Annotated in this window: 16 protein-coding genes; 10 read left to right on the top strand and 6 right to left on the bottom strand. The window is 70.4% G+C overall.

What is annotated here, in order from left to right; translation table 11 throughout:
* Positions 1–177 precede the first annotated feature (177 nt).
* Together VF584_01985 and mprF are read right to left on the bottom strand one after the other, a co-directional pair.
* Positions 178–1,373 (bottom strand): IS3 family transposase gene (locus VF584_01985; GenBank protein HEX8208929.1). Its coding sequence is split into 2 segments (ribosomal slippage): positions 178–1,091 and positions 1,091–1,373, totalling 1,197 coding nucleotides; the frame shifts between segments, so codons are not numbered across the junction.
* Between the two features lie 150 nt (positions 1,374–1,523).
* Complete coding sequence (gene mprF, locus VF584_01980; GenBank protein ID HEX8208928.1) at positions 1,524–4,076, bottom strand: bifunctional lysylphosphatidylglycerol flippase/synthetase MprF; 2,553 nt, start codon at positions 4,074–4,076, stop codon at positions 1,524–1,526.
* Positions 4,077–4,442: 366 nt separating this feature from the next.
* On the opposite strand from mprF, the gene VF584_01975 reads away from it, so the two are divergent.
* From VF584_01975 to VF584_01950, 6 genes are all read left to right on the top strand, one after another.
* Positions 4,443–5,564, top strand: a complete 1,122-nt coding sequence (locus VF584_01975; GenBank protein HEX8208927.1) for a S8 family serine peptidase — start codon at positions 4,443–4,445, stop codon at positions 5,562–5,564.
* Between the two features lie 131 nt (positions 5,565–5,695).
* Positions 5,696–6,280: a nucleotidyltransferase domain-containing protein gene (locus tag VF584_01970; GenBank protein ID HEX8208926.1), complete on the top strand. Its 585-nt coding sequence runs from the start codon at positions 5,696–5,698 to the stop codon at positions 6,278–6,280.
* Positions 6,261–6,773, top strand: a complete 513-nt coding sequence (locus VF584_01965; protein ID HEX8208925.1) for a hypothetical protein — start codon at positions 6,261–6,263, stop codon at positions 6,771–6,773. The genes VF584_01970 and VF584_01965 overlap by 20 nt, the downstream gene beginning before the upstream one ends.
* A gap of 159 nt (positions 6,774–6,932) precedes the next feature.
* The gene (locus VF584_01960; GenBank protein ID HEX8208924.1) at positions 6,933–7,493 is read left to right on the top strand and encodes a sigma-70 family RNA polymerase sigma factor; all 561 of its coding nucleotides are present in this window, start codon (positions 6,933–6,935) and stop codon (positions 7,491–7,493) included.
* Positions 7,490–8,059, top strand: coding sequence for a hypothetical protein (locus tag VF584_01955; protein ID HEX8208923.1), 570 nt, complete (start codon positions 7,490–7,492; stop codon positions 8,057–8,059). Before VF584_01960 ends, VF584_01955 begins: the two co-directional genes overlap by 4 nt.
* Positions 8,060–8,404: 345 nt before the next feature.
* Positions 8,405–9,538 carry a PDZ domain-containing protein gene (locus tag VF584_01950; protein HEX8208922.1) on the top strand — a complete coding sequence of 378 codons (1,134 nt, stop codon included), beginning with the start codon at positions 8,405–8,407 and terminating at the stop codon, positions 9,536–9,538.
* Positions 9,539–9,795: 257 nt separating this feature from the next.
* On the opposite strand, the gene VF584_01945 is transcribed toward VF584_01950, so the two are convergent.
* A complete protein-coding gene (locus VF584_01945; protein ID HEX8208921.1) occupies positions 9,796–10,176 on the bottom strand; it encodes a hypothetical protein in 381 nt (126 codons plus the stop codon).
* A 157-nt stretch (positions 10,177–10,333) separates the two neighbouring features.
* On the opposite strand from VF584_01945, the gene VF584_01940 reads away from it, so the two are divergent.
* The 4 genes from VF584_01940 (at position 10,334) to VF584_01925 (ending at position 15,261) form a co-directional block, all read left to right on the top strand.
* Positions 10,334–11,128 (top strand): hypothetical protein, encoded by a 795-nt coding sequence (locus VF584_01940; protein HEX8208920.1) that lies wholly within the window; start codon positions 10,334–10,336, stop codon positions 11,126–11,128.
* Positions 11,125–14,043, top strand: coding sequence for a glutamate-cysteine ligase family protein (locus VF584_01935; protein HEX8208919.1), 2,919 nt, complete (start codon positions 11,125–11,127; stop codon positions 14,041–14,043). The genes VF584_01940 and VF584_01935 overlap by 4 nt, the downstream gene beginning before the upstream one ends.
* A 172-nt stretch (positions 14,044–14,215) precedes the next feature.
* On the top strand, positions 14,216–14,833 hold the full coding sequence (locus VF584_01930; protein ID HEX8208918.1) for a Uma2 family endonuclease: 618 nt from the start codon (positions 14,216–14,218) through the stop codon (positions 14,831–14,833).
* A gap of 83 nt (positions 14,834–14,916) precedes the next feature.
* Entirely contained in the window at positions 14,917–15,261 is a 345-nt protein-coding gene (locus VF584_01925; protein ID HEX8208917.1) for a hypothetical protein, read from the top strand.
* A gap of 90 nt (positions 15,262–15,351) precedes the next feature.
* On the opposite strand, the gene VF584_01920 is transcribed toward VF584_01925, so the two are convergent.
* From VF584_01920 to VF584_01910, 3 genes are all read right to left on the bottom strand, one after another.
* A complete protein-coding gene (locus VF584_01920) occupies positions 15,352–15,936 on the bottom strand; it encodes a DUF1003 domain-containing protein (protein HEX8208916.1) in 585 nt (194 codons plus the stop codon).
* Entirely contained in the window at positions 15,936–16,832 is an 897-nt protein-coding gene (locus VF584_01915; GenBank protein HEX8208915.1) for a cyanophycinase, read from the bottom strand. Before VF584_01915 ends, VF584_01920 begins: the two co-directional genes overlap by 1 nt.
* A 68-nt stretch (positions 16,833–16,900) precedes the next feature.
* Positions 16,901–17,767: an SMP-30/gluconolactonase/LRE family protein gene (locus VF584_01910; protein ID HEX8208914.1), complete on the bottom strand. Its 867-nt coding sequence runs from the start codon at positions 17,765–17,767 to the stop codon at positions 16,901–16,903.
* Positions 17,768–17,915 lie beyond the last annotated feature (148 nt).

Here is a 17,915-nt window from a genome sequence, read left to right as displayed (position 1 = left end):
GTTGTCCGGACGGCTCGGTGTCTCCCGTCGCCGGTCGCCACCCGCCCGTAGCTACGGAGGTGTACCGTCAACTCCTCCGGCGGGACTTTCACCCGCAAGAACACGCCGCCTTTGCACGGCGCACCACAGAGACACAGAGGGACCCATGGAGTTCCCCCCGTTCGGTAGACAGGGGGTTTAAGCCGCCCTCGAAGTAAGGGCGAGCTGGTCCTCGTACTCGGCGGGGCTCTTGTAGCCGAGGCTCGAGTGCCGTCGCTGGCGATTGTACCAGACCTCGATGAATTCGAAAAGGTCTCTCTTCGCTTGGGTGTGGGTGTCCCAGTGCGGAATCTCGCGGAGTTCCTTCTTCAGCGTCGCGAAGAAGCTCTCAGCCACCGCGTTGTCCCAGCAGTTCCCACGTCGGCTCATGCTGGCGTCGGCCCTGTACTGGGTGAGCAACTCCTGGTACTCGGCCGAGGTGTACTGGACACCCCGGTCCGAGTGGTGGAGCAATCCAGGGGCGGGTCTCCGGCTCCACAAAGCACGCGTGAGCGCCTCGCTCGCCAGGCTCGTCTCCAGCGAATCCTGCGCGCTCCAGCCCACTACACGGCGGCTCTTCAGATCTAGCACGACCGCCAGGTAGAGCCAGCCCTCCCGCGTGGGCAGGTACGTGATGTCGCCCACCCAGACGCGATCCACTGCAGGAACGTCCTCCACGTCGAACTTCCTCTCCAACCGATTCTCGGCCACGGGACGCGTGTGCGAGGAGTCCGTTGTGATCACGAAGCGCCGCCGGGGTTGAGCCTGCAGCCCCTCCTCCCGCATGATCGCTTCGACCTGCCGTCGTCCCGTGCGTACACCCTGCGCCCGCATCTCCTCGTGGAGCCGAGGACTGCCATAGCGCTTGCGGCACTTCGTAAAGGCCGCGCGCACATGCAGGCGGAGTCGCTCCCGGGCAGTCTTCCGCTTGCCCGGCCCACGGCCCTGCGCCGCGTAGTAGCCGGAGCGTGAGACTCCCAGCACCCGGCACATCAGTGCGATCGTGAAGCTGCGCCGATGTGCCCGGATGCATGCGTACTTCACTGCGACTCCCGAGCGAAGTACGTGGCCGCTTTTTTTAGGAAGGCGACCTCCTGGCGCGATACCTCCAGCTCCCGCCTCAGGCGACGGATCTCGGCCTCCTGGCTGGGAAGCTGACCCTCTCCGGGGAACACGTCCCGCGGCGCCAGACCGGCTCGGCTCTCGCTCTGGCGCCGCCAGCTGCGTAGCATCTCCGGCCGGATGCCCAGATCCCGCGCCACCTGCGGAACCGACTTGCCGCCCACCGTAACCAGACGAACTGCCTCTAGCTTGAACTCCGGCGTGAACTGCCGCCGCTTCCGCTCCTCGCTCATGTACACCTCCTCTTTGGCCCCGGCTACTACACCGCGGGCTTAGCTCGGTGTCCACCGGCGAGGGGGAACTCCACCACAAGGAAGGGGAGGGCTTCGCTGAGATCCTCTGTGTCCTCTCTGTTCCTCCGTGTCTCTGTGTGAAACGGCAGTTCAAGGCTCGCCCCGGCGAAAGATGCCGCGATAGCCGCCGGCGATCAAGGCGGAGACGTCGGCCATGATGCGGGCCAGGGCGAGGCCGCCGGGGTACGCCAGGTAGCGCGGCTCCCACACCGGGTGGAACTTCTCCTTGTAGCTGCGCAGCCCCTGGAAGTTGTAGAACGCCTCCCCCTGCTCGAAAAGGAAGTGCCCCACGCGCGTCCACACCGGCGCCACGGCGGAGAGCTCCAGGCCAGAGAGCGGCGCCATCCCCAGGTTGAAGCGCCGGAAACCCTCCTCCTTCCCCCACGCCATCAGCTGCAGGAGGAGCACCTCCATGATGCTGCGCGGCGCATCGTCGCGGAAGCGCATCAGGTCCACGGAGAGCTCCTGGCGGTCCGAGCCCGGCCACACCGTGGCGAAGGCCATCACGCGCCCCTCCTCCTCGATCACGGCCACGGGGAAGCGCCGCACGTAATCGGGGGTGAAGAAGCCGAGCGAGAAACCCTTCTCCGCCGCGCGCTTGCGCACCAGCCACTCGCGCGACACCTCCTCCAGCTGCGGAAGGAGCGCGGGCACCTCGGGGACGGGGACGACGCGAAAGGTCATCCCGCTGCGCGCGAAGCGGTTGAGGGCCAGGCGGAAGGGCTTGCGGTCCGCGCCGTCCAGGTGGAACCCGTCCAGCTCCACGAACGCCTCCTCGCCCAGCTTCACGAAGGTGAGGCCGAAGTCCGCGTACTGGTGGAGGCGCTCCTTTCGCACCTGGTAGAACACGGGTACGCCGCCGAAGTCGTCCGTGCGGCCGAAGAACTGGCGGATCAGCTCCGTCGCCTCGCGGTGCTCGCCCACGGGGTCGCCCATCGCCACCCAGGTGCGCCCCTGCACGCCGTACATCAGGAAGGCCGAGCGGTCCTCGTTGAAGAGGAGCGACTTGTCGCGCAGGTACACCAGGTACGGAACGGTGGACGGCTGCCGCGCGATCGCCGCGGCGGCCGCCACCAGCTCATCCTCGGTGGGCGGGTGGATCTCCGGCGGCGCCGGGCGCAGGAGGCGGAAGACGCCGAAGGCCATGATCGCCACCGTCGCGCCAACGGAGGCGCGGAGGGCGCGCGGGGCGTCCTGGTTGGCCGCGAAGCGCCACCACAGCTCGCTGGAGTACTCCACGTGCGAGAAGGCGAAGAAGGCGAGCCAGACCGAGGCACCCACCACCGCCACCATCGCCAGGATCCACCCCGGATTGAAGCGCGCGTCAAAGAACTCCGCCTTGCGGTCGAAGGCCGGGCGGCTGAGGATGAGCCCCACCAGCACGAACGCCAGCAGCGACGCCTCCTCGTAGTCGCCGCCCTTGAGGATGGAGGCCGCGATCCCCGCCGCCAGCCCCGCCGCGGCCAGGTAGTACGCCAGGTCCAGCCGCCGCGCCACCCCGTTGGAGACGATCAGCAGCCCCACTCCCACCACGCTCCCCAGGAAGTAGCTGGCCTCCACCACCGCCAGCGGCAGCACCCGAGTGAGGGCGTACACGCGCCCCTCCTCCCCAGGCGTGGCGCCGGAAAAGAGGAGCACGCCCCCGCCCACGAAGGTGAACGCCGCCAGCACCTTGGGCGCCAGCTGGAGCGACAGCGCTCCAAAGGTGCTCGTCCAGCGCACGAAGTAGTGCCGCCGCTGGCGCACCTCGTCCGCCACCAGGATCATCAGCGCCACGCCCAGCGGCCCCACGTAGTACACCAGCCGGTACAGCACCAGCGACGAGAGGAGCTGCTCCGGCGTGAGGTAGCCGCCCAGCAGGACGGCCATCGTCCCTTCGAACACACCCGCGCCGCCGGGCACGTGGCTGAGCAACCCGATCATCTGCGCCGTCAGGAAGGCGCTCATGAACTCGGCGAAGGAGAGCTGCGAGTGGGGGATCAGAACGTAAAAGATCCCGGCCGCCAGCGCCCAGTCGATGGTGGAGAGGACGAACTGCAGCGCCACGATCAGCGGCGGCGGAAGCTCGAACCGCCAGCGCATGAACTGGATCGGGCGGCGCCAGACGGCGGAGGCGGTGAAGTACAGGACCGCCGAGGCCAGGAGGCCCCACCCCAGCACCCGCGCCGTGATGTCCCACGCCGCGTTGAGCGTGGGGTGGGGGTCCAGCGCCAGGCTCCACCCGCCCAGCACCAGCAGCCCCAGCCAAAAGGTGCCGAAGTAGAAGAGCACGATGCGCGAGATCTCGCCCGCCGTGAGCCCCCAGCGCGAGTAGAAGCGGTAGCGCACGGAGGTGCCCGAGATCAGGGCGAACCCCACGCTGTTGGAGATGGCGTAGCCGGTGAACGACGCGACCGACACCTTCCACCAGGGCACCCTGCGCCCGATGTAGTAGAAGCCGAGGAGGTCGAAGCCCGTGAGAATGAAGTAGTTGACCGCGCAGATCAGCACCGACGCCAGGAGCGCGGTGCGCGGCAGCGTGGCGAGCGTGGCGCGCACCTCCTGGTAGCTGACCCCGCGAAGCTGGTGGTGCAGCACGTACCCGGCGGCGGCGAACAGGAGCAGCCCCAGTACCGCCGGCCCCCACATTCGAAGGCGGTTCATGCGCGCGGGGAAATGACCAGGTGAAGGAACGGCATCTGTTCAAACGTGAGGAATCGCGAATCGGGGGCGAGAATGTACCGCGCCCGCCGGGGAACGGGAAAGAGCCGCGATGCTTCCGGGCGGGGCCCGGACATTCGGGGCAACCGCTCCGACGACGCACCATCCCGCTCCGCGTGCACCATTCTGGTGCAGCACACGCACCCAGCCCATCTCCGCCAAAACCCGCAAGATGTTGCAGCATAGACGCTTGGAGATGGCGCAAAACGCACCGCGGCGCGGCCCCCACCTTGCCGGGGATCAATGCAGCCACACCCGCGCGGGGCTTCCCTGCCCTCGCATCTCTCGCCCGCCTTCCGGAGGACGTTCATGCGTCGCAGCACCCCCATCGCCGCCCTTGCCGCGGCGCTCGCCGTCGTCGGCTGCCAGGACAACCGCCTGAGCGCCCCCGAGACCCCGGTCTCCGCCCGCTCCGAGAACGCGCCCATCTACCTCGTGACCTTCCACGAGGGCGTCGACGTGAGCGCCGCCGCCGCCGACCTGGCGCGCGGCAACGGCTTCGCCATCCGCCACCTTCGCCAACACGCGGCGCGCGGCTTCTCGGCCGTGATCCCGGAGTCGCGCATCGCGGCGGTGAGCGGCGACCCGCGGGTGCGGCTGGTGGAGCGCGACGGCCCGGTGCAGCTGATCCACCCGGTGGAGGGGCTTGCGCGTCCGGGCGGCGGCGGCGGGACCACGCAGACCACGCCGTGGGGGATCAGCCGCGTGGGCGGCTTCGCCGACGGCACGGGGAAGACGGCGTGGATCATCGACAGCGGCATCGACATGAACCACGCCGACCTGAACACGTCGCGCGCCTGCCACACCTACTTCGCCGGCACCTCGCCCGCGGACGGCAACGGGCACGGCACGCACGTGGCGGGGACCATCGCCGCCAAGAACAACACGATCGACGTGGTGGGCGTGGCGCCGAACGCCTACGTCTGCTCGGTGCGCGTGCTGGGCAACAGCGGGAGCGGGACGTGGGAAGGGGTGGTGAACGGGGTCAACTACGTGGCCGCCAAGGGCGCCAGCGGCGACGTGGCCAACATGAGCCTGGGCGGGAGCGGCTCCAACGCCACGCTGGAGAAGGCGATCGTCGACGCCGCCGCCAAGGGGATCAAGTTCGTCCTGGCCGCCGGCAACGAGGGTGTGGACGCGAGCACCACCACGCCGTCGCGCACCAACGGCAACAACGTATACACCATCTCGGCCACGGACGTAAACGACTGCATGCCCTCGTGGTCCAACTGGGGCAACCCGCCGGTGGACTACGCGGCGCCGGGCGTGAGCATCCTTTCCACCCGCAAGGGCGGCGGCACCACCACCATGAGCGGCACCTCGATGGCCGCCCCGCACGCCGCCGGCGTGCTCCTGCTGGGCGGCGCCCGCACCAGCGGCTACGCCAAGTGCGACCGCGACGGCAACCCGGACCCCATCATCAGCCGGTAACCGCTGGCGATTGGGGAATAGTCGGCGAGTCCCACCTTTCGGACGGAGGGTGGGGCTCGCCTTTTTCGTGCGGGTTGACCGCGGCGTCCTCGCGTACCAACTTTGGGTACACCAGCGAACCCGCGATGAAGATGGCGAATCTCCAAGAGCTGCTCAGTGGGGGAACGGTGCGGCTGCTGACCCACTTCCTCGTGCGCCCGGACCAGCGCCTTCACCTCCGCGCTCTCCAGGAGCGCACGGGGATGGGGACGGGGGCCCTGCAGCGCGAGCTCCGCCGCTTCGAGGCGCTCGGGCTCGTCCGCCGCGCGGAGGAGGGAGGCAAGGTTTACTTCGACCCGGTGCCCGGCCATCCCAGCTGGAACGCGTTCCGCACCCTGCTCCGCGAGCACGGGGACCCGGTGGAGGTCGTGCGCGAGGTACTCCGGGACGTGCCGGGGATCCAGGCGGCGTTCGTGTTTGGCTCGACGGTGCGCGGCGGCGCCCGCCGCGAGAGCGACGTGGACGTGCTGATCGTGGAGGAAGGGATGCCCACCGCAGCTATCGGCCGGGCGATGGTCGAAGCCGAGTCGCTCCTGAACCGCCCGCTCGACGTGCAGCGGCTCACTCCCGCCGCGCTCGCGGAGAAGCTGCGCCGTGGCAGTGCGTTCATCCGCGACGTGGTGAGCGGACCCAAGGCTTGGCTGATCGGATCTGAGGATGTCCTCCTCGCCCGCTGACCCCGTGCCGATTCCGGCCATCGCCCGGCACATCGAGAGCGGGAGGGCCGAGGCGCGCGTTGCCGGCGATGACGAGGTGGCCGCGTTCTGGGGCAAAGCCGTGGTCGCGTACGCGGACGCCCGGCTGGCGAGCGCGAGCCTCGACGCCAGGCTGGTCCGCGCCTACGACGCGGGCCGCATCGCCGCAACCGCGATCGTGCGCGCCGGGGGCTACCGTCCGCGAGGCGGCGAGGGGCACCACTTCGTCACCTTCGACCTGGCCGGAGCGCTCGTGACGGACCCCGCACTGCGGACCGCGCTCGATGCGATGAACGGCTTGCGCACCCATCGGCACGCACTGGAATATGAGCCTGAGGACGACGTAGACCGGGCCGTCGTCGATGAAGCCGTGAATGCGGCGACGATCATCATCAATGCCGGAGCCGATCACCTACGCGCATTGCGCCCCGGCGCGCGAGCCCGCTTCAAAAAGGTGCGGCCGCCGCGGGAGTGACGGCGATCTAAAGAGGGACACGAGGGGCACGGAGATAATCTGATCTGCGTGCCTCTCTGTCTTTGCTGAATCGTCCCCGCCTGTGCCTCCAGATGCGCCCCGCCGTCCTAATCAACGCCCCATACAACCTTTTGCCCCCGCCACGCCACTTATCTGGCGATGACAACCGCGACCGCAGCTCCGCCCGCCTCCCTGGACCGCGAACTCGCCGACGCACTCCTCCTGCGTCGCGACGAGGCCGCCTTCCGAGCGCTCTACCGGCGCCACACGCCGCGTCTCTTCCAGGTGGTGCTGCGCGTGCTGGGCGGCGCCGAGCAGGACGCCGAGGACGTGGTGCAGGAGACCTGGATCCGGGCCACGGAGCGGCTGGCGGAGTTCCGCTGGGAGGCGGCATTCGCCACGTGGCTCACCGGGATCGGGCTGAACGTGGCGCGCGGGCTCCTGCGCCGCCGCGGCCGGTGGGAGGCGGACCCGGAGAACGTGCCGGAGCCGTGGCGCGCTCCCCCGCCGCTGGGGGAGCGGATCGACCTGGAGCGGGCGCTCGCGCTGCTCCCCGCCGGCTACCGCGCCGTGCTGGTGCTGCACGACGTGGAAGGCTTCACGCACGAGGAGATCGCGGCGATGCTGGGCGTGGTGCCCGGCACCTCCAAGAGCCAGCTATCCTGCGCGCGGCGGGCCATGCGCCAGCTGCTCGACCCCGCGCCCACGAGGATCGTATGACGATGCAGGACGCAGGACCCGACGACGAGCTGACCCCGGACGAGCGCCGCCTCTTCGCTGCACTCCCCCGCGAGCGGGAGCCGGGGCGCCTCCTGGAAGAGCGCACCGTGCACGCCCTCCGCCAGCGGGGCGCGGTGGAGGCGCCGGCCCGGCGGCTGCGCTTCCCCGCGGCGTGGGTGGGGAGCGCGGTGGCGGCCTCGCTCGCCCTCTTCGCCAGCGGGGTGGCCGTGGGGCAGTGGGTGGGCGCCCGCTCCACCGAGGAGGTGGTGGCGCGGGTGCAGGCCGAGAACTCGCGCCAGGCCGCCCTCCTGGTGCAGCAGACGGGCTCGGCGTACGTCCACGCGCTGGGGCAGCTCGCCCGCATGGCGGACACGGCCCAGCCCGCGCAGGCGGCCCAGGCCCGCGAGGTCGCGGTGCGGGGCCTCCGCTCCGCCGCGGACGAGCTGGTGCGGATCGCCCCCGACGACCCGGTGGCGAGCGGCATCCTGGCCGGCTACGACCGCGCCCGCGCCTCGGCCCCCGCGCGGCCAGACTCGGCGGCGCAGCGGAAGGTGGTTTGGTTTTGAACGGAAGTGTGTGAGTGCGTGGGAGGGACAGGGAACCATCATCATTTGTCATCCTGAGTGACGCGCTTCTCCGCCCTTGCCCCGTATGCGAACCGTGGCGCGGAGCGAAGGATCTACTGCGCGTGACGAGGGGCCAGGACGTGACGTGCCATTCCCGACCCGGCTCCGGCTAGATCCTTCGGTCGCCGCAGAAGTGCGGCGTGTGACGTCAGGCATCCGCTAGGCGGCTCTCTCAGGATGACATAGGGGTGCGGGGCGCACTTAGGACTTAGGACTTAGGACTTAGCACTCAGGACTTTCACGCACCAACGCACTTAAATCAACGACAGAGTGGAGATCTTCACCATGAACATCCCAATCATCCGCTTGACCATCGCGATGGCGGCGATGGCGGCGGCTCCCCTGGAGGCGCAGCGCTGCCTGATGCGCTACGCGGACCTGGGGCTCCAGGGCTTCGAATGCCGCAACTGCCACATCCAGGTGAACGACGAGAACGGCGTCCGCACCTTTCGCTTCGGCACGGAGCTGACGCTGGGGCGCATCCGGCCCGGCGGCCCCACGGCCGGCGTGCTGCGCGAGGGCGACGTGGTAGTGGCCGTCGACGGCGCGCCGATCACGACGGCGGAGGGGGGGCGGCGCTTCGGCGAGCTCGCACCGGGGCGGGCGGCCACCTTCACCATCCGCCGCGACGGGCGCACCCGCGACGTGCGAGTGGTGCCCGGCGCGCAGTGCAGTTCGTCGCTCTTCCCGCGTCCACCGGCGCCTCCGCGTCCGCCCCGGCCCCCGCACGCGCCTGCGCCGCCCGCGCCGCCGCGCCCGGGCACTCTCCTGGACGACGACGACTTCCCCGCGCCGCCGGCACCGCCCCAGCCGCCTGCTCCACCCCGGGCGCCCGGCGCGGCGAGGGCACCGCGGCCGCCCGCACCCCCGGCTCCGCCCACGCCGCCGACACCGCCCATGCCACCGGTCCCGCCGTCGCCGCCGGAGTTCCTTCCGGACGGGTGGTTCGGGTTCGGGATCGGGTGCCGCCGGTGCGACGTGATCCGCGAGAATGGCCGCACCACGTTCGCCTTCCGCTCCACCCCGCTGGTGGAGAACGTGGAGCCCGGCACCCCGGCCGCCCGCGCCGGCATGCAGCGCGGCGACCAGCTGACCCACATCGACGGGATTCCGCTGACGACGGCCCCCGCCTGGCGCCGGTTCAGCGCGGTGCAGCCGGGGCAGCGGGTGAGCTGGACCTTTACCCGCAACGGTCGCCAGCAGACGGCCGTCATGTCGGCCATGCGGCGCCCGGATGCTCGCAACCCGGTCGCCTCTTCGCGGGCGGGGCAGCGGCTGCGCTACTCGGGCGCGGTGGGCGGCGCGGAGGTGGAGGTGCGCGGCGCCCCCGTCAGCGTCACCCGCGACTCGCGCACCGGCGAAACGGTCATCCGCAGCAGCGACCTCACCGTCCGCATCCGCCCGGACGAGCGGCCGTAAGGCGGATAGCGGCGGGGGCGGCGTCAGCGAGGGGATAAATCCCGCGCTGGAACTACGGGAAGCCCACTGAAGGGGCTCGGATGCCGCGGGTTGGCGCCGAGCCCCGTTCATTCGCTCCTGAAAGCGGGCTGCCGTGAATGTGCGGGTCACGGGCAGCCACGTGGAGCTGCGCCTACGGCATCGGTGCGGAGGGCGAAACGTCGAGGAAGGGCAAGGGTGGGCGCGATGAATCGCGCCCCAACAACGGATGTGGGCCCTCAGCTCCGGCGCAGGCTTTCCTCGATGCCGCTGGCGAGCACCTGGGGGACGGCGCGCTCCCCCTCGCGCCCCACGGACACCTCGTAGTAGTAGCCCTGGCCGGTGAGGGCATCCAGCTCCTCCGCGGTGATCCCCATCTCCCCCGCCCCGCCGAGCACGCGCACCTCGCGCCCCGCCTCGACCTCGCGCGCGGCGAAGAGCTGCGCGAAGTAGAGCGCGCCCGGCGACCCCTGCGTGATCATCTGGTGCGACGTCTCTTCGATGAAGATGCTGAGCGGGTCCATCACCCCGTCGGGCCCCACTGGCTGGCCGTTCTGCGTCCGGCACAGCGTCGCCATGCGCTCTCCCGCTTCCAAAAACTGGATCACCGCATACGCCATCTGTCGATCTCCCTGGTTGTCTGCCCATCGTGGAGCGCGCCCGTGATGCGGATTCCGCGCCAGCGAGGGGGCAGCGAGGAACGATCGGGGTGAGGGCCCTGGTACGCCCGTTGCGCACCACCTCGGTTTTTCCCTTGCCGCCCCTTGCCGAAGCTCGATGGCCACCGCGCTGCCGGAAGTCGTAATCCCCGAAGACCGCCACGAGGAGCACGGGCGCGTCGCGCACGAGCTGCGCGTGCAGAGGTTCCTGCAGCCGGACGACTCCACCTGCGGGCCCACCTGCCTGCGCAAAGTCTACGACTTCTACGGGGTGGAGGCCGACGAGGCGTCGGTGCTCGGCGAGATCGACCGCAACGAGGACGGCGGCACCCTCGCCGTCTTCCTGGGGATCGCGGGGATGCGGCGCGGGTTCAACGCCCGCATCTACTCGTACGACCTGCAGATCTTCGACCCCAGCTGGGCATCGCTGCCGCGCGAAGCGCTGATGGAAAAGATCCACGCGCGCTTCCCCTACCTGCGCGACTCCAAGCGGCTGCGCGCCGCCCGCGCGTACCTGGACTTCCTGGGGATGGGCGGCGAGATCGCCATCTTCGAAGAGCTCACGCCGGCGCTAATCAAGGAGATCCTGGACCGCGAGCACCCGGTGCTGGCCGGCCTCTCGGCCACGTACCTGTACCGCTTCCGCCGCGAGCGCTGGATCCCCGAGACGGACACGCTGGTGGACGACGACGAGGCCGGCGACTCCACGGGGCACTTCATCGTCATCGTGGGCTACCAGCACTGGGGGCGGCACTTCTCCATCCGCGACCCCTCCGTGCACGTCCCCGCCTCGGCGGACGGGCGGGTGGTGGTGGATGCGCAGCGGCTGATCAACTCCATCCTCCTGGGCGACGCCACGTACGACGCGGTGCTCCTGGAGCTCTGGCCTAACGACCAGGAGCACGAACGGTGAAGCGCAGGCGCGTGATCGTGGTGGTGTCCGACCCGTCGGATGCGGCGGGGCTCCCCGAAGGACTGGTGACATCGGCCGGGCGGTACCTGGAAGGCGGGGCGGAGGTGGCGGAGCCCGGCGCGGTGGTGGTGAACCTGTGCCGCTCCTTTCGATACGGATCCACGGGCTACTACGTCTCCCTGCTGGCGGATGCGCGCGGGCAGCAGGTGCTCCCGCGGGTGGAGACGAGCGAGGGGATGGGCGAGCCGTACGGCCTCTTCCGTGCGCTGCAGGAGGCCGGCATCCCCACCGTGGACGCGGCGGAGATGAGCGTGCGGCGGCGGATGGCGGACGTGCCGCAACCCGCCGCGCCGCCCCCCGCCGCCGGCGACGACGCCCCGCCCGCCGCCTTCCACCCGCCGCTGGTGCGCTGCCCTGAGACGTCGCTCCGTCCAGCCGCGGAGGGTGAGGTGGCGGAGACGCTGGCGGTGCTGGGGCGCACCGAGGACCCGCGCTTCCGCGTGGCGGCGCGCACCGTCTTTCGTGAGTGGCCGGTGCCGCTGCTGCGCATCCAGCTCGTCTTCGAGGAAGAGGAGTGGAAGGTGTGCGGCGTCGCGCCCGAGTCGCCGCACCACCTGGACGACGAGGGGCGCCGCCTCCTTTCCCACGCCCTGGCCGACACGCGCCGCGTCTTCCGGCGGGGGACTGCCGAGCCGCGCGAGACCCGGCGTGCCTCCATCGCCGTGCTGGTGGACCCGGACGACATCTTCTCACCGTCGTCCCCCGAGACGATCGACCGGCTGGAGCGGGTGGCGGCGCGGATGAACGTGCACGTGCACCGCATCACCCTCGGCGAGCTGCGGCGGCTGCCGGAGTATGACGCGCTCTTCATCCGCGTACTCACCGGGGTCAGCGAGCCGGCCTTCCAGTTCGCCCTCCGCGCCGAGGCGCTGGACATGCCGGTGGTGGACGACTCGCAGTCCATCATCCGCTGCGGCAACAAGGTCTTCCTGGAGGAGCTGCTGCGGCGCGAGGGGATCGCCACGCCCCGCTCGCGCATCATCACCCCGCACACGCCGTGGGAGGCGGTGGCGGAGCTGGGCTTCCCCTTCGTGGTGAAGCTCCCCGATGGCTCCTTTTCCAACGCGGTGCACAAAGTCGTCTCGCGCGAGGACTACGCGGAGCGCAGCGCGGAGATGTTCCGCCGCTCGCCGCTGATCCTGGCGCAGGAGTGGCTCCCCACCGAGTTCGATTGGCGCGTGACGGTGCTGGACGGGAAGCTCCTTTTCGCCGCGCGCTACTTCATGGCGCGCGGCCACTGGCAGATCCGGTCCGAGCAGAAGGGGACGGAGCGGTACGGCCGCGTGGAGGCGGTGCCGCGCGCCCAGGCACCACGTGAGGTGGCCGATGCCGCCATCCGCGCCGCCGCCCTGATCGGCGACGGGCTGTACGGGGTCGATCTCAAGGAGACGCCGAACGGGCCCGTGGTGATCGAGGTCAACGACAACCCCAACCTGGACGTCGGCTACGAGGACGCGGCGGACGGGAACGCCGTCTACGAAGACCTGGTGGAGTTCTTCGTCCGCAGGATCGAAGCGGCGGCCCCTCCTCCGCGCACCGCGCCCGCCCCGGACGCGCTGGAGCGCCTGCGCGCGCCCATCCGCATCCGCGGCGCGGCGCGGGCGGAGCGCGCGTATCGTGCGTTCGAGGTGGCGGGGATCGAGCTGGAGTACCCCACCGTGGACCGCGACCTCAACGTGGTGCCGCTGGTGGAGGAAGCCTTTCGCGTTCTCGCCGGCCGCGGGACGAGCGACGTGGACCTGGGCGCCGTCGGCTTCAGCAACGAGATCGCCGATCACGTCTTCGAGGTGAAGACGGGCGCACCCCTGCGCTCCCTTGCGGACGCGGAGGCGGCGCTGGTGGAGGGAATCGGGCGCTTCAGCGCGGTGCTGCGCGACGAATGGGGCGCGCGGCTCCTTCCCACGGGGATGCACCCCTGGTTCAACCCGGCCAAGGGGCGGCTCTGGACGCGCTCCAACGGGCGCATCTACGGCACCTACGCGCGCCTCTTCGACGTGCGCACGCACGGGTGGATGAACGTGCACGCCGCCCACCTGAACCTCCCCCTCGGCGGCGAAGCCGACGCGGTGGCGATGCACACAGCCGCCTCGCTCCTGATCCCCTACCTCCCCGCCCTGGCCGCTTCGTCGCCGATGCACGATGGCGAGCTGCAGGGGTCAGCGGACGCACGTCTGGCGTGGATCCTGGAGCACCAGGCCCGCATCCCGGAGAGCTGCGGCGAGCTGGTGCCGGAGTACGTGGAGAGCTTCGGCGACTACCGGCGCAGCATCCTGCAGCCGATGTACGCCGCGCTGGACGGCTTGCCGGATTCGGCGGCCATCCGCCACGACTTCTTCAACGCGCGCGGGGCGGTGTTCAAGTTCAGCCGCCGCGCCATGGAGGTGCGCGTGCTGGACACGCAGGAGTGCGTGAAGATGGACATCGCGGTGGCCGTCTTCGTCCGCTCGGCGCTCAAGTTCCTGGCGGCGCGCGTGAAGGCGGGGCGCATCGTGCTGCCGCCGCACCCGTTGCTGGTGGAGGACTTCCGCGCCTGCATCCACGACGGGAGCCGCGCGCTCGTGACCGCCCCGCACCTCCCCGGGGACCGCGACGCGGAGGGCCGCACCCACGCACGCGACGTCCTGCGCACCCTGCTGGACGGTGCGCGCCGGGCCGTCCGCCGCGACGAAGCGGAGTACCTGGACCTCGCCGCGCGCATGATCGAGTCGGGGAGCCTCTCCGAGCGCATCCGCGCCGAGCTGGAGCCCTACACTGAAGCCGACGACGAGCAGTTCACCGAGGCTGCGCGCCGCATCTACATCGAGCTGGCGGACTCGCTCGACGCAAACGTGCCCTGGCACGGGCGCGAGCTGTAGGCGCAGCCTGCCCAATGCCTTGGTAAATCGCGCACAAATCGGTGCGCTCCTCTAGCGGCAGCACGCGCCCAGAGCGTTCGATTTGTGGCGGTACATCCTTCTGGTGCGGTGGTTGGGCCGGGACTATCCTCCGGGTGAAGTCCTGACCCAGCCGCACGCACCTCGAGGATCAATGGCAACCGCTTTCGAAGGACGATTCACCCCGCAGGAATACCTCGCTCGCGAGCGCGCCTCAGCCGGCTCGAAGTGCGAGTATGTTAACGGCCACATCTACGCGATGGGCGGCGCAAGCCTCGCGCACAACCGCATCGTTTGGAACCTCGCACGGGAGTTGGGCATTCAGATTCGCGGCGGCCCGTGCAGCGCCAGCGTCAACGATATGCGGGTGAAGGTGCCACGGACGGAGATGTACACGTACCCGGACGTGGTCATCGTATGCGGCGAGCCCAGGCTGGAGGACGACCATTTCGACACGCTGCTGAACCCCACCGTTATCATCGAGGTGCTCTCTCCATCCACGGAGCGGTACGACCGGGGCGACAAGTGGGCGCACTTCCGCCAGCTGGAGACTCTCCAGACGTACGTTCTGGTGGCGCAGGATGAAATGCGCGTAGAGACGTTCACGCGCCGAGGCGATGAGTGGATCTACGCGGAGGCGAGCGGGGCGGAGGGGGTGCTGGACCTTCCGGCGGCGGGCTGCTCGGTGCCGTTGGATGCGATTTACGAGCACGTGCTGACGGGCGGCGCCCCCACGGAAACCGGCGGCGCCGCGGGGGAACGGATGGCGTAAGCACGGGTGCTACAAGCTGTTACGGGGTTGTTCCGGCACGGGTCGTGCGTCCCCGCGCGGCGAACCCTTTATCGTCCAAGGTGATGCCGCTACGTAATTTCGAAGACTCGCGAGGACAGCCCTGCACGGTGTGGAACGTCACGCCCTTTGCGGTGCAGGGGACGGAGAGGCGGACAGTCGAGCGCCGCGTATCTGGGGGCGTGGTGTACAGCGGCCCAGAGCGGCGGGGGAGCAGGGACCGGCGCATGCGCTCGCCGGGGCTGATGATGCCCGGGCTGGGTTCCGGGTGGCTCTGCTTCGAACGGGGAGAGGAGAAACGCCGCCTCACTCCCATCCCGGCCGGCTGGGAGGCCGCGCCGGATAGGGAGCTGGAGGTGCTCTTCGATCAGGCCCGCCCGGTCACCCGTCGTTCGCTCGCGCTCTCGTAGGGAACCGCGGGTCTCGTGGAAACGAACAGAGGCGCGGGAACTCTCCCGCGCCTCGCGCTCAGCGTGCGTACGATCCCCTGAAGCCCCGCCCTAACGCCTCTCGCCCGCGCCGTTCAGCTGGCGCTCGTGGCGCTCGATGTGGTCCAGCACCCTCTCGGGAGCCACGTCCTGCGCCAGCTCGCGCAACTCGGGGTGCTTGGCCGCGTCCACGTCCATCCGCCGGGCGATCTCGGTCACCAGGTTGATGAGCTGGGTGATCTCGTGCTCGGCCAGGAGAGAGACCTGGAGGTCCAGGTCGGCGCGCTTGTCCGCCTGTGCCTGCATGCGGTTCTGCGAAATGAGGACGAAGGTGGAGAGGAAGATCGCCTCCACCGACGCGATCATCGCCAGCACCACGAACGAGGGATCGAAGCGCGGGACCGGCGTCCACCCCAGGTTGACGACGATCCACGAGCCGAAGAGCGCCAGGTGGATGTACACGAAGAGCATGCTCCCCGTGAAGCGCGTCACCCGGTCGGCGATGCGGTCCTGCGTGCTCTTGCGCAGCTCGTCGTCGCGCCGGCGCTCGAGGAGGGCGACGATGTTGCGGTCCACCACGCCGGCCATCTCCGGCGTCTGGTCCCGGTCCGGGATCACCCGCTGGTGGTTGATCGGCGCCTCGCGAGCCCCGTCCATCAGTCGCCGGTACCCAGCTCCGCCGTGCGGCTCCCACCGCTGGTGGGCGAGATGGGAGTGGGCACGCGGTCGCCGTCCGGGAGGATGGGGCGATGCGTCTGCAGGTCGAAGCCGTACCCTTTGGGGAGCACGTGGACCAGCGCGTCAGTCAGCGCCAGCACGTCCTCGTCGCTCGCCTTGGGGGCGCTGGAGTGGGTGACGTGGCCGTCGAAGACCATCACGGCGTTCTCCCCCAGCACGGTAAGGCGCTCCCCGAGCTGCACCTCGACCGCGGTGTTCTCGTCGATCCCGATGCCCAGCACCTGAGGGTTGTGCGCGAAGACCGTCATGAGGCGGCTCACCCTGCCGCGCTGGCTGAAGTGGGTGTCCACCACCGTGTCGCGCCACAGCCCCAGGCCGGGGGCGAGCGAGATGTCCGCGCGCCGCACGGAGCCCTCACTGGTGCCGCCGATCAGCATCACGCCGCTCATGGCCGCGGCGCCCGCGCTGGTGCCGGCCACGATCAGGCCGTCGTGGAAGAGGCGGTCGCGAATCCCCTCCGCGAAGTGCGTCCCCGCGATCAGCGCCACGAGCTTGAGCTGGTCTCCCCCGGTGATGAAGACGGCGGTCGCGCGCTGCACCGCCTCCAGCAGCTCGGGGGTGTCCGCCTCGTTGCGCTCTTCGATCACCGCCGGGATGACTTCCGCCACGCCCAGCTCCTCGAACACCTTGCGGTAGGTCTCGAACGCCTCCTCCGCCTCGCCCGACGGCGACGAGCAGACGATGATGCGCGCCTGGTCACCCCCCGCCAGCTCCACCACGCGGCTGAGGATGTCCATGTCGCCGCCCTCCTTCTCCTCGGCGCCGCCGATCACCACCAGCCGCCCGACCTTCCCCGATCCGTCCTCTTTCGACATTGCTCCCCTCTCGGTTCCGTCCCGTCCATGCTGCCCCACGCGGAGCAGAGTCAAGGATCACGCCACGCTCAACCCACGAACCTCGCCACCGGCACTCCGGGCACGTCCACCGGGATGCGGAAGAGGTCGCCGGACTCCCACGCGCCCTCGATCTGCTCGTCGCCCAGGCCTATCTGCGCGGTGGTCACGTACAGCTCGCGCCGCTCCGCCCCGCCGAACGCGCAGCTCGTGGGGATGGGCACGGGGAGGTCGATGCGCCCCGCCCGCCGCCCGTCCGGCGCGAAGCGGATGACGCACCCGCCCTCCCACTGCGCCGACCAGAGGCACCCCTCGGCATCGGTGGAGGCGCCGTCCGGGAAGCTGTCCTCGTCCGACAGCTCCGCGAAGAGGCGGCGCTCACCCAGCGTGCCCGCGTCCGCGTCGAAGGGGCAGGCGTAGATCCGCTTCGCGGGAGAGTCGGCGAGGTACATCGTGCGCTCGTCCGGGCTCCACGCGAAGCCGTTGGCGATGGTGAGCCCGCCGCCCATCCGCCGCAGCCCGGCGCCGTCCAGCCGCCAGATCGAGGCCTTGCCGTCCTCTTTCGCCTGGGTGCCGAACCAGAGGCGGCCCCGGGGGTCGCACTTGCCGTCGTTGATGCGCTCGCGCGGGTCGAGCCCCGGAACCCCGGCGAGCGTCTCCACCCGCCCCGTCGCCGCGTCCAGCCGCACGACGCGCTGGCGCAGCCCCACCACGGCGCCGCCCCGTGCGGGAACGGCAAAGGCGGTGGCCTCGCCCATGTCGAAGGCGCGGTCCTCGCCGGTGCGGGGGTCCCAGCGGTGCACGCGGTAGTCCCACACGTCCACCCACCAGAGCACCCCCTCCGCGGCGTCCCACGAGGGTCCCTCGCCCAGGCGGGCGCGGGCGCGGAGGACGGCGGCGGGTCGGGGCTCGGGCATGGCTGGTGTGTGTGGCGGGCGGCGGCGGGGGCCCTCACCCCCGTCTCGTTACACTCGACTGCCCCCTCTCCCGATAACAGGAGAGGGCTGCGCCCTCGTTATCGAGAGAGGGGGCCTGGATGCACGACGGGGTCCGTTGCCGGACCCC

This window comes from Longimicrobium sp. (assembly GCA_036389135.1).
In the GTDB taxonomy this organism is placed as follows: domain Bacteria; phylum Gemmatimonadota; class Gemmatimonadetes; order Longimicrobiales; family Longimicrobiaceae; genus Longimicrobium.
Note: the sequence above shows the minus strand (reverse complement) of the source record. Positions and strands in the feature narration are given on the sequence as shown.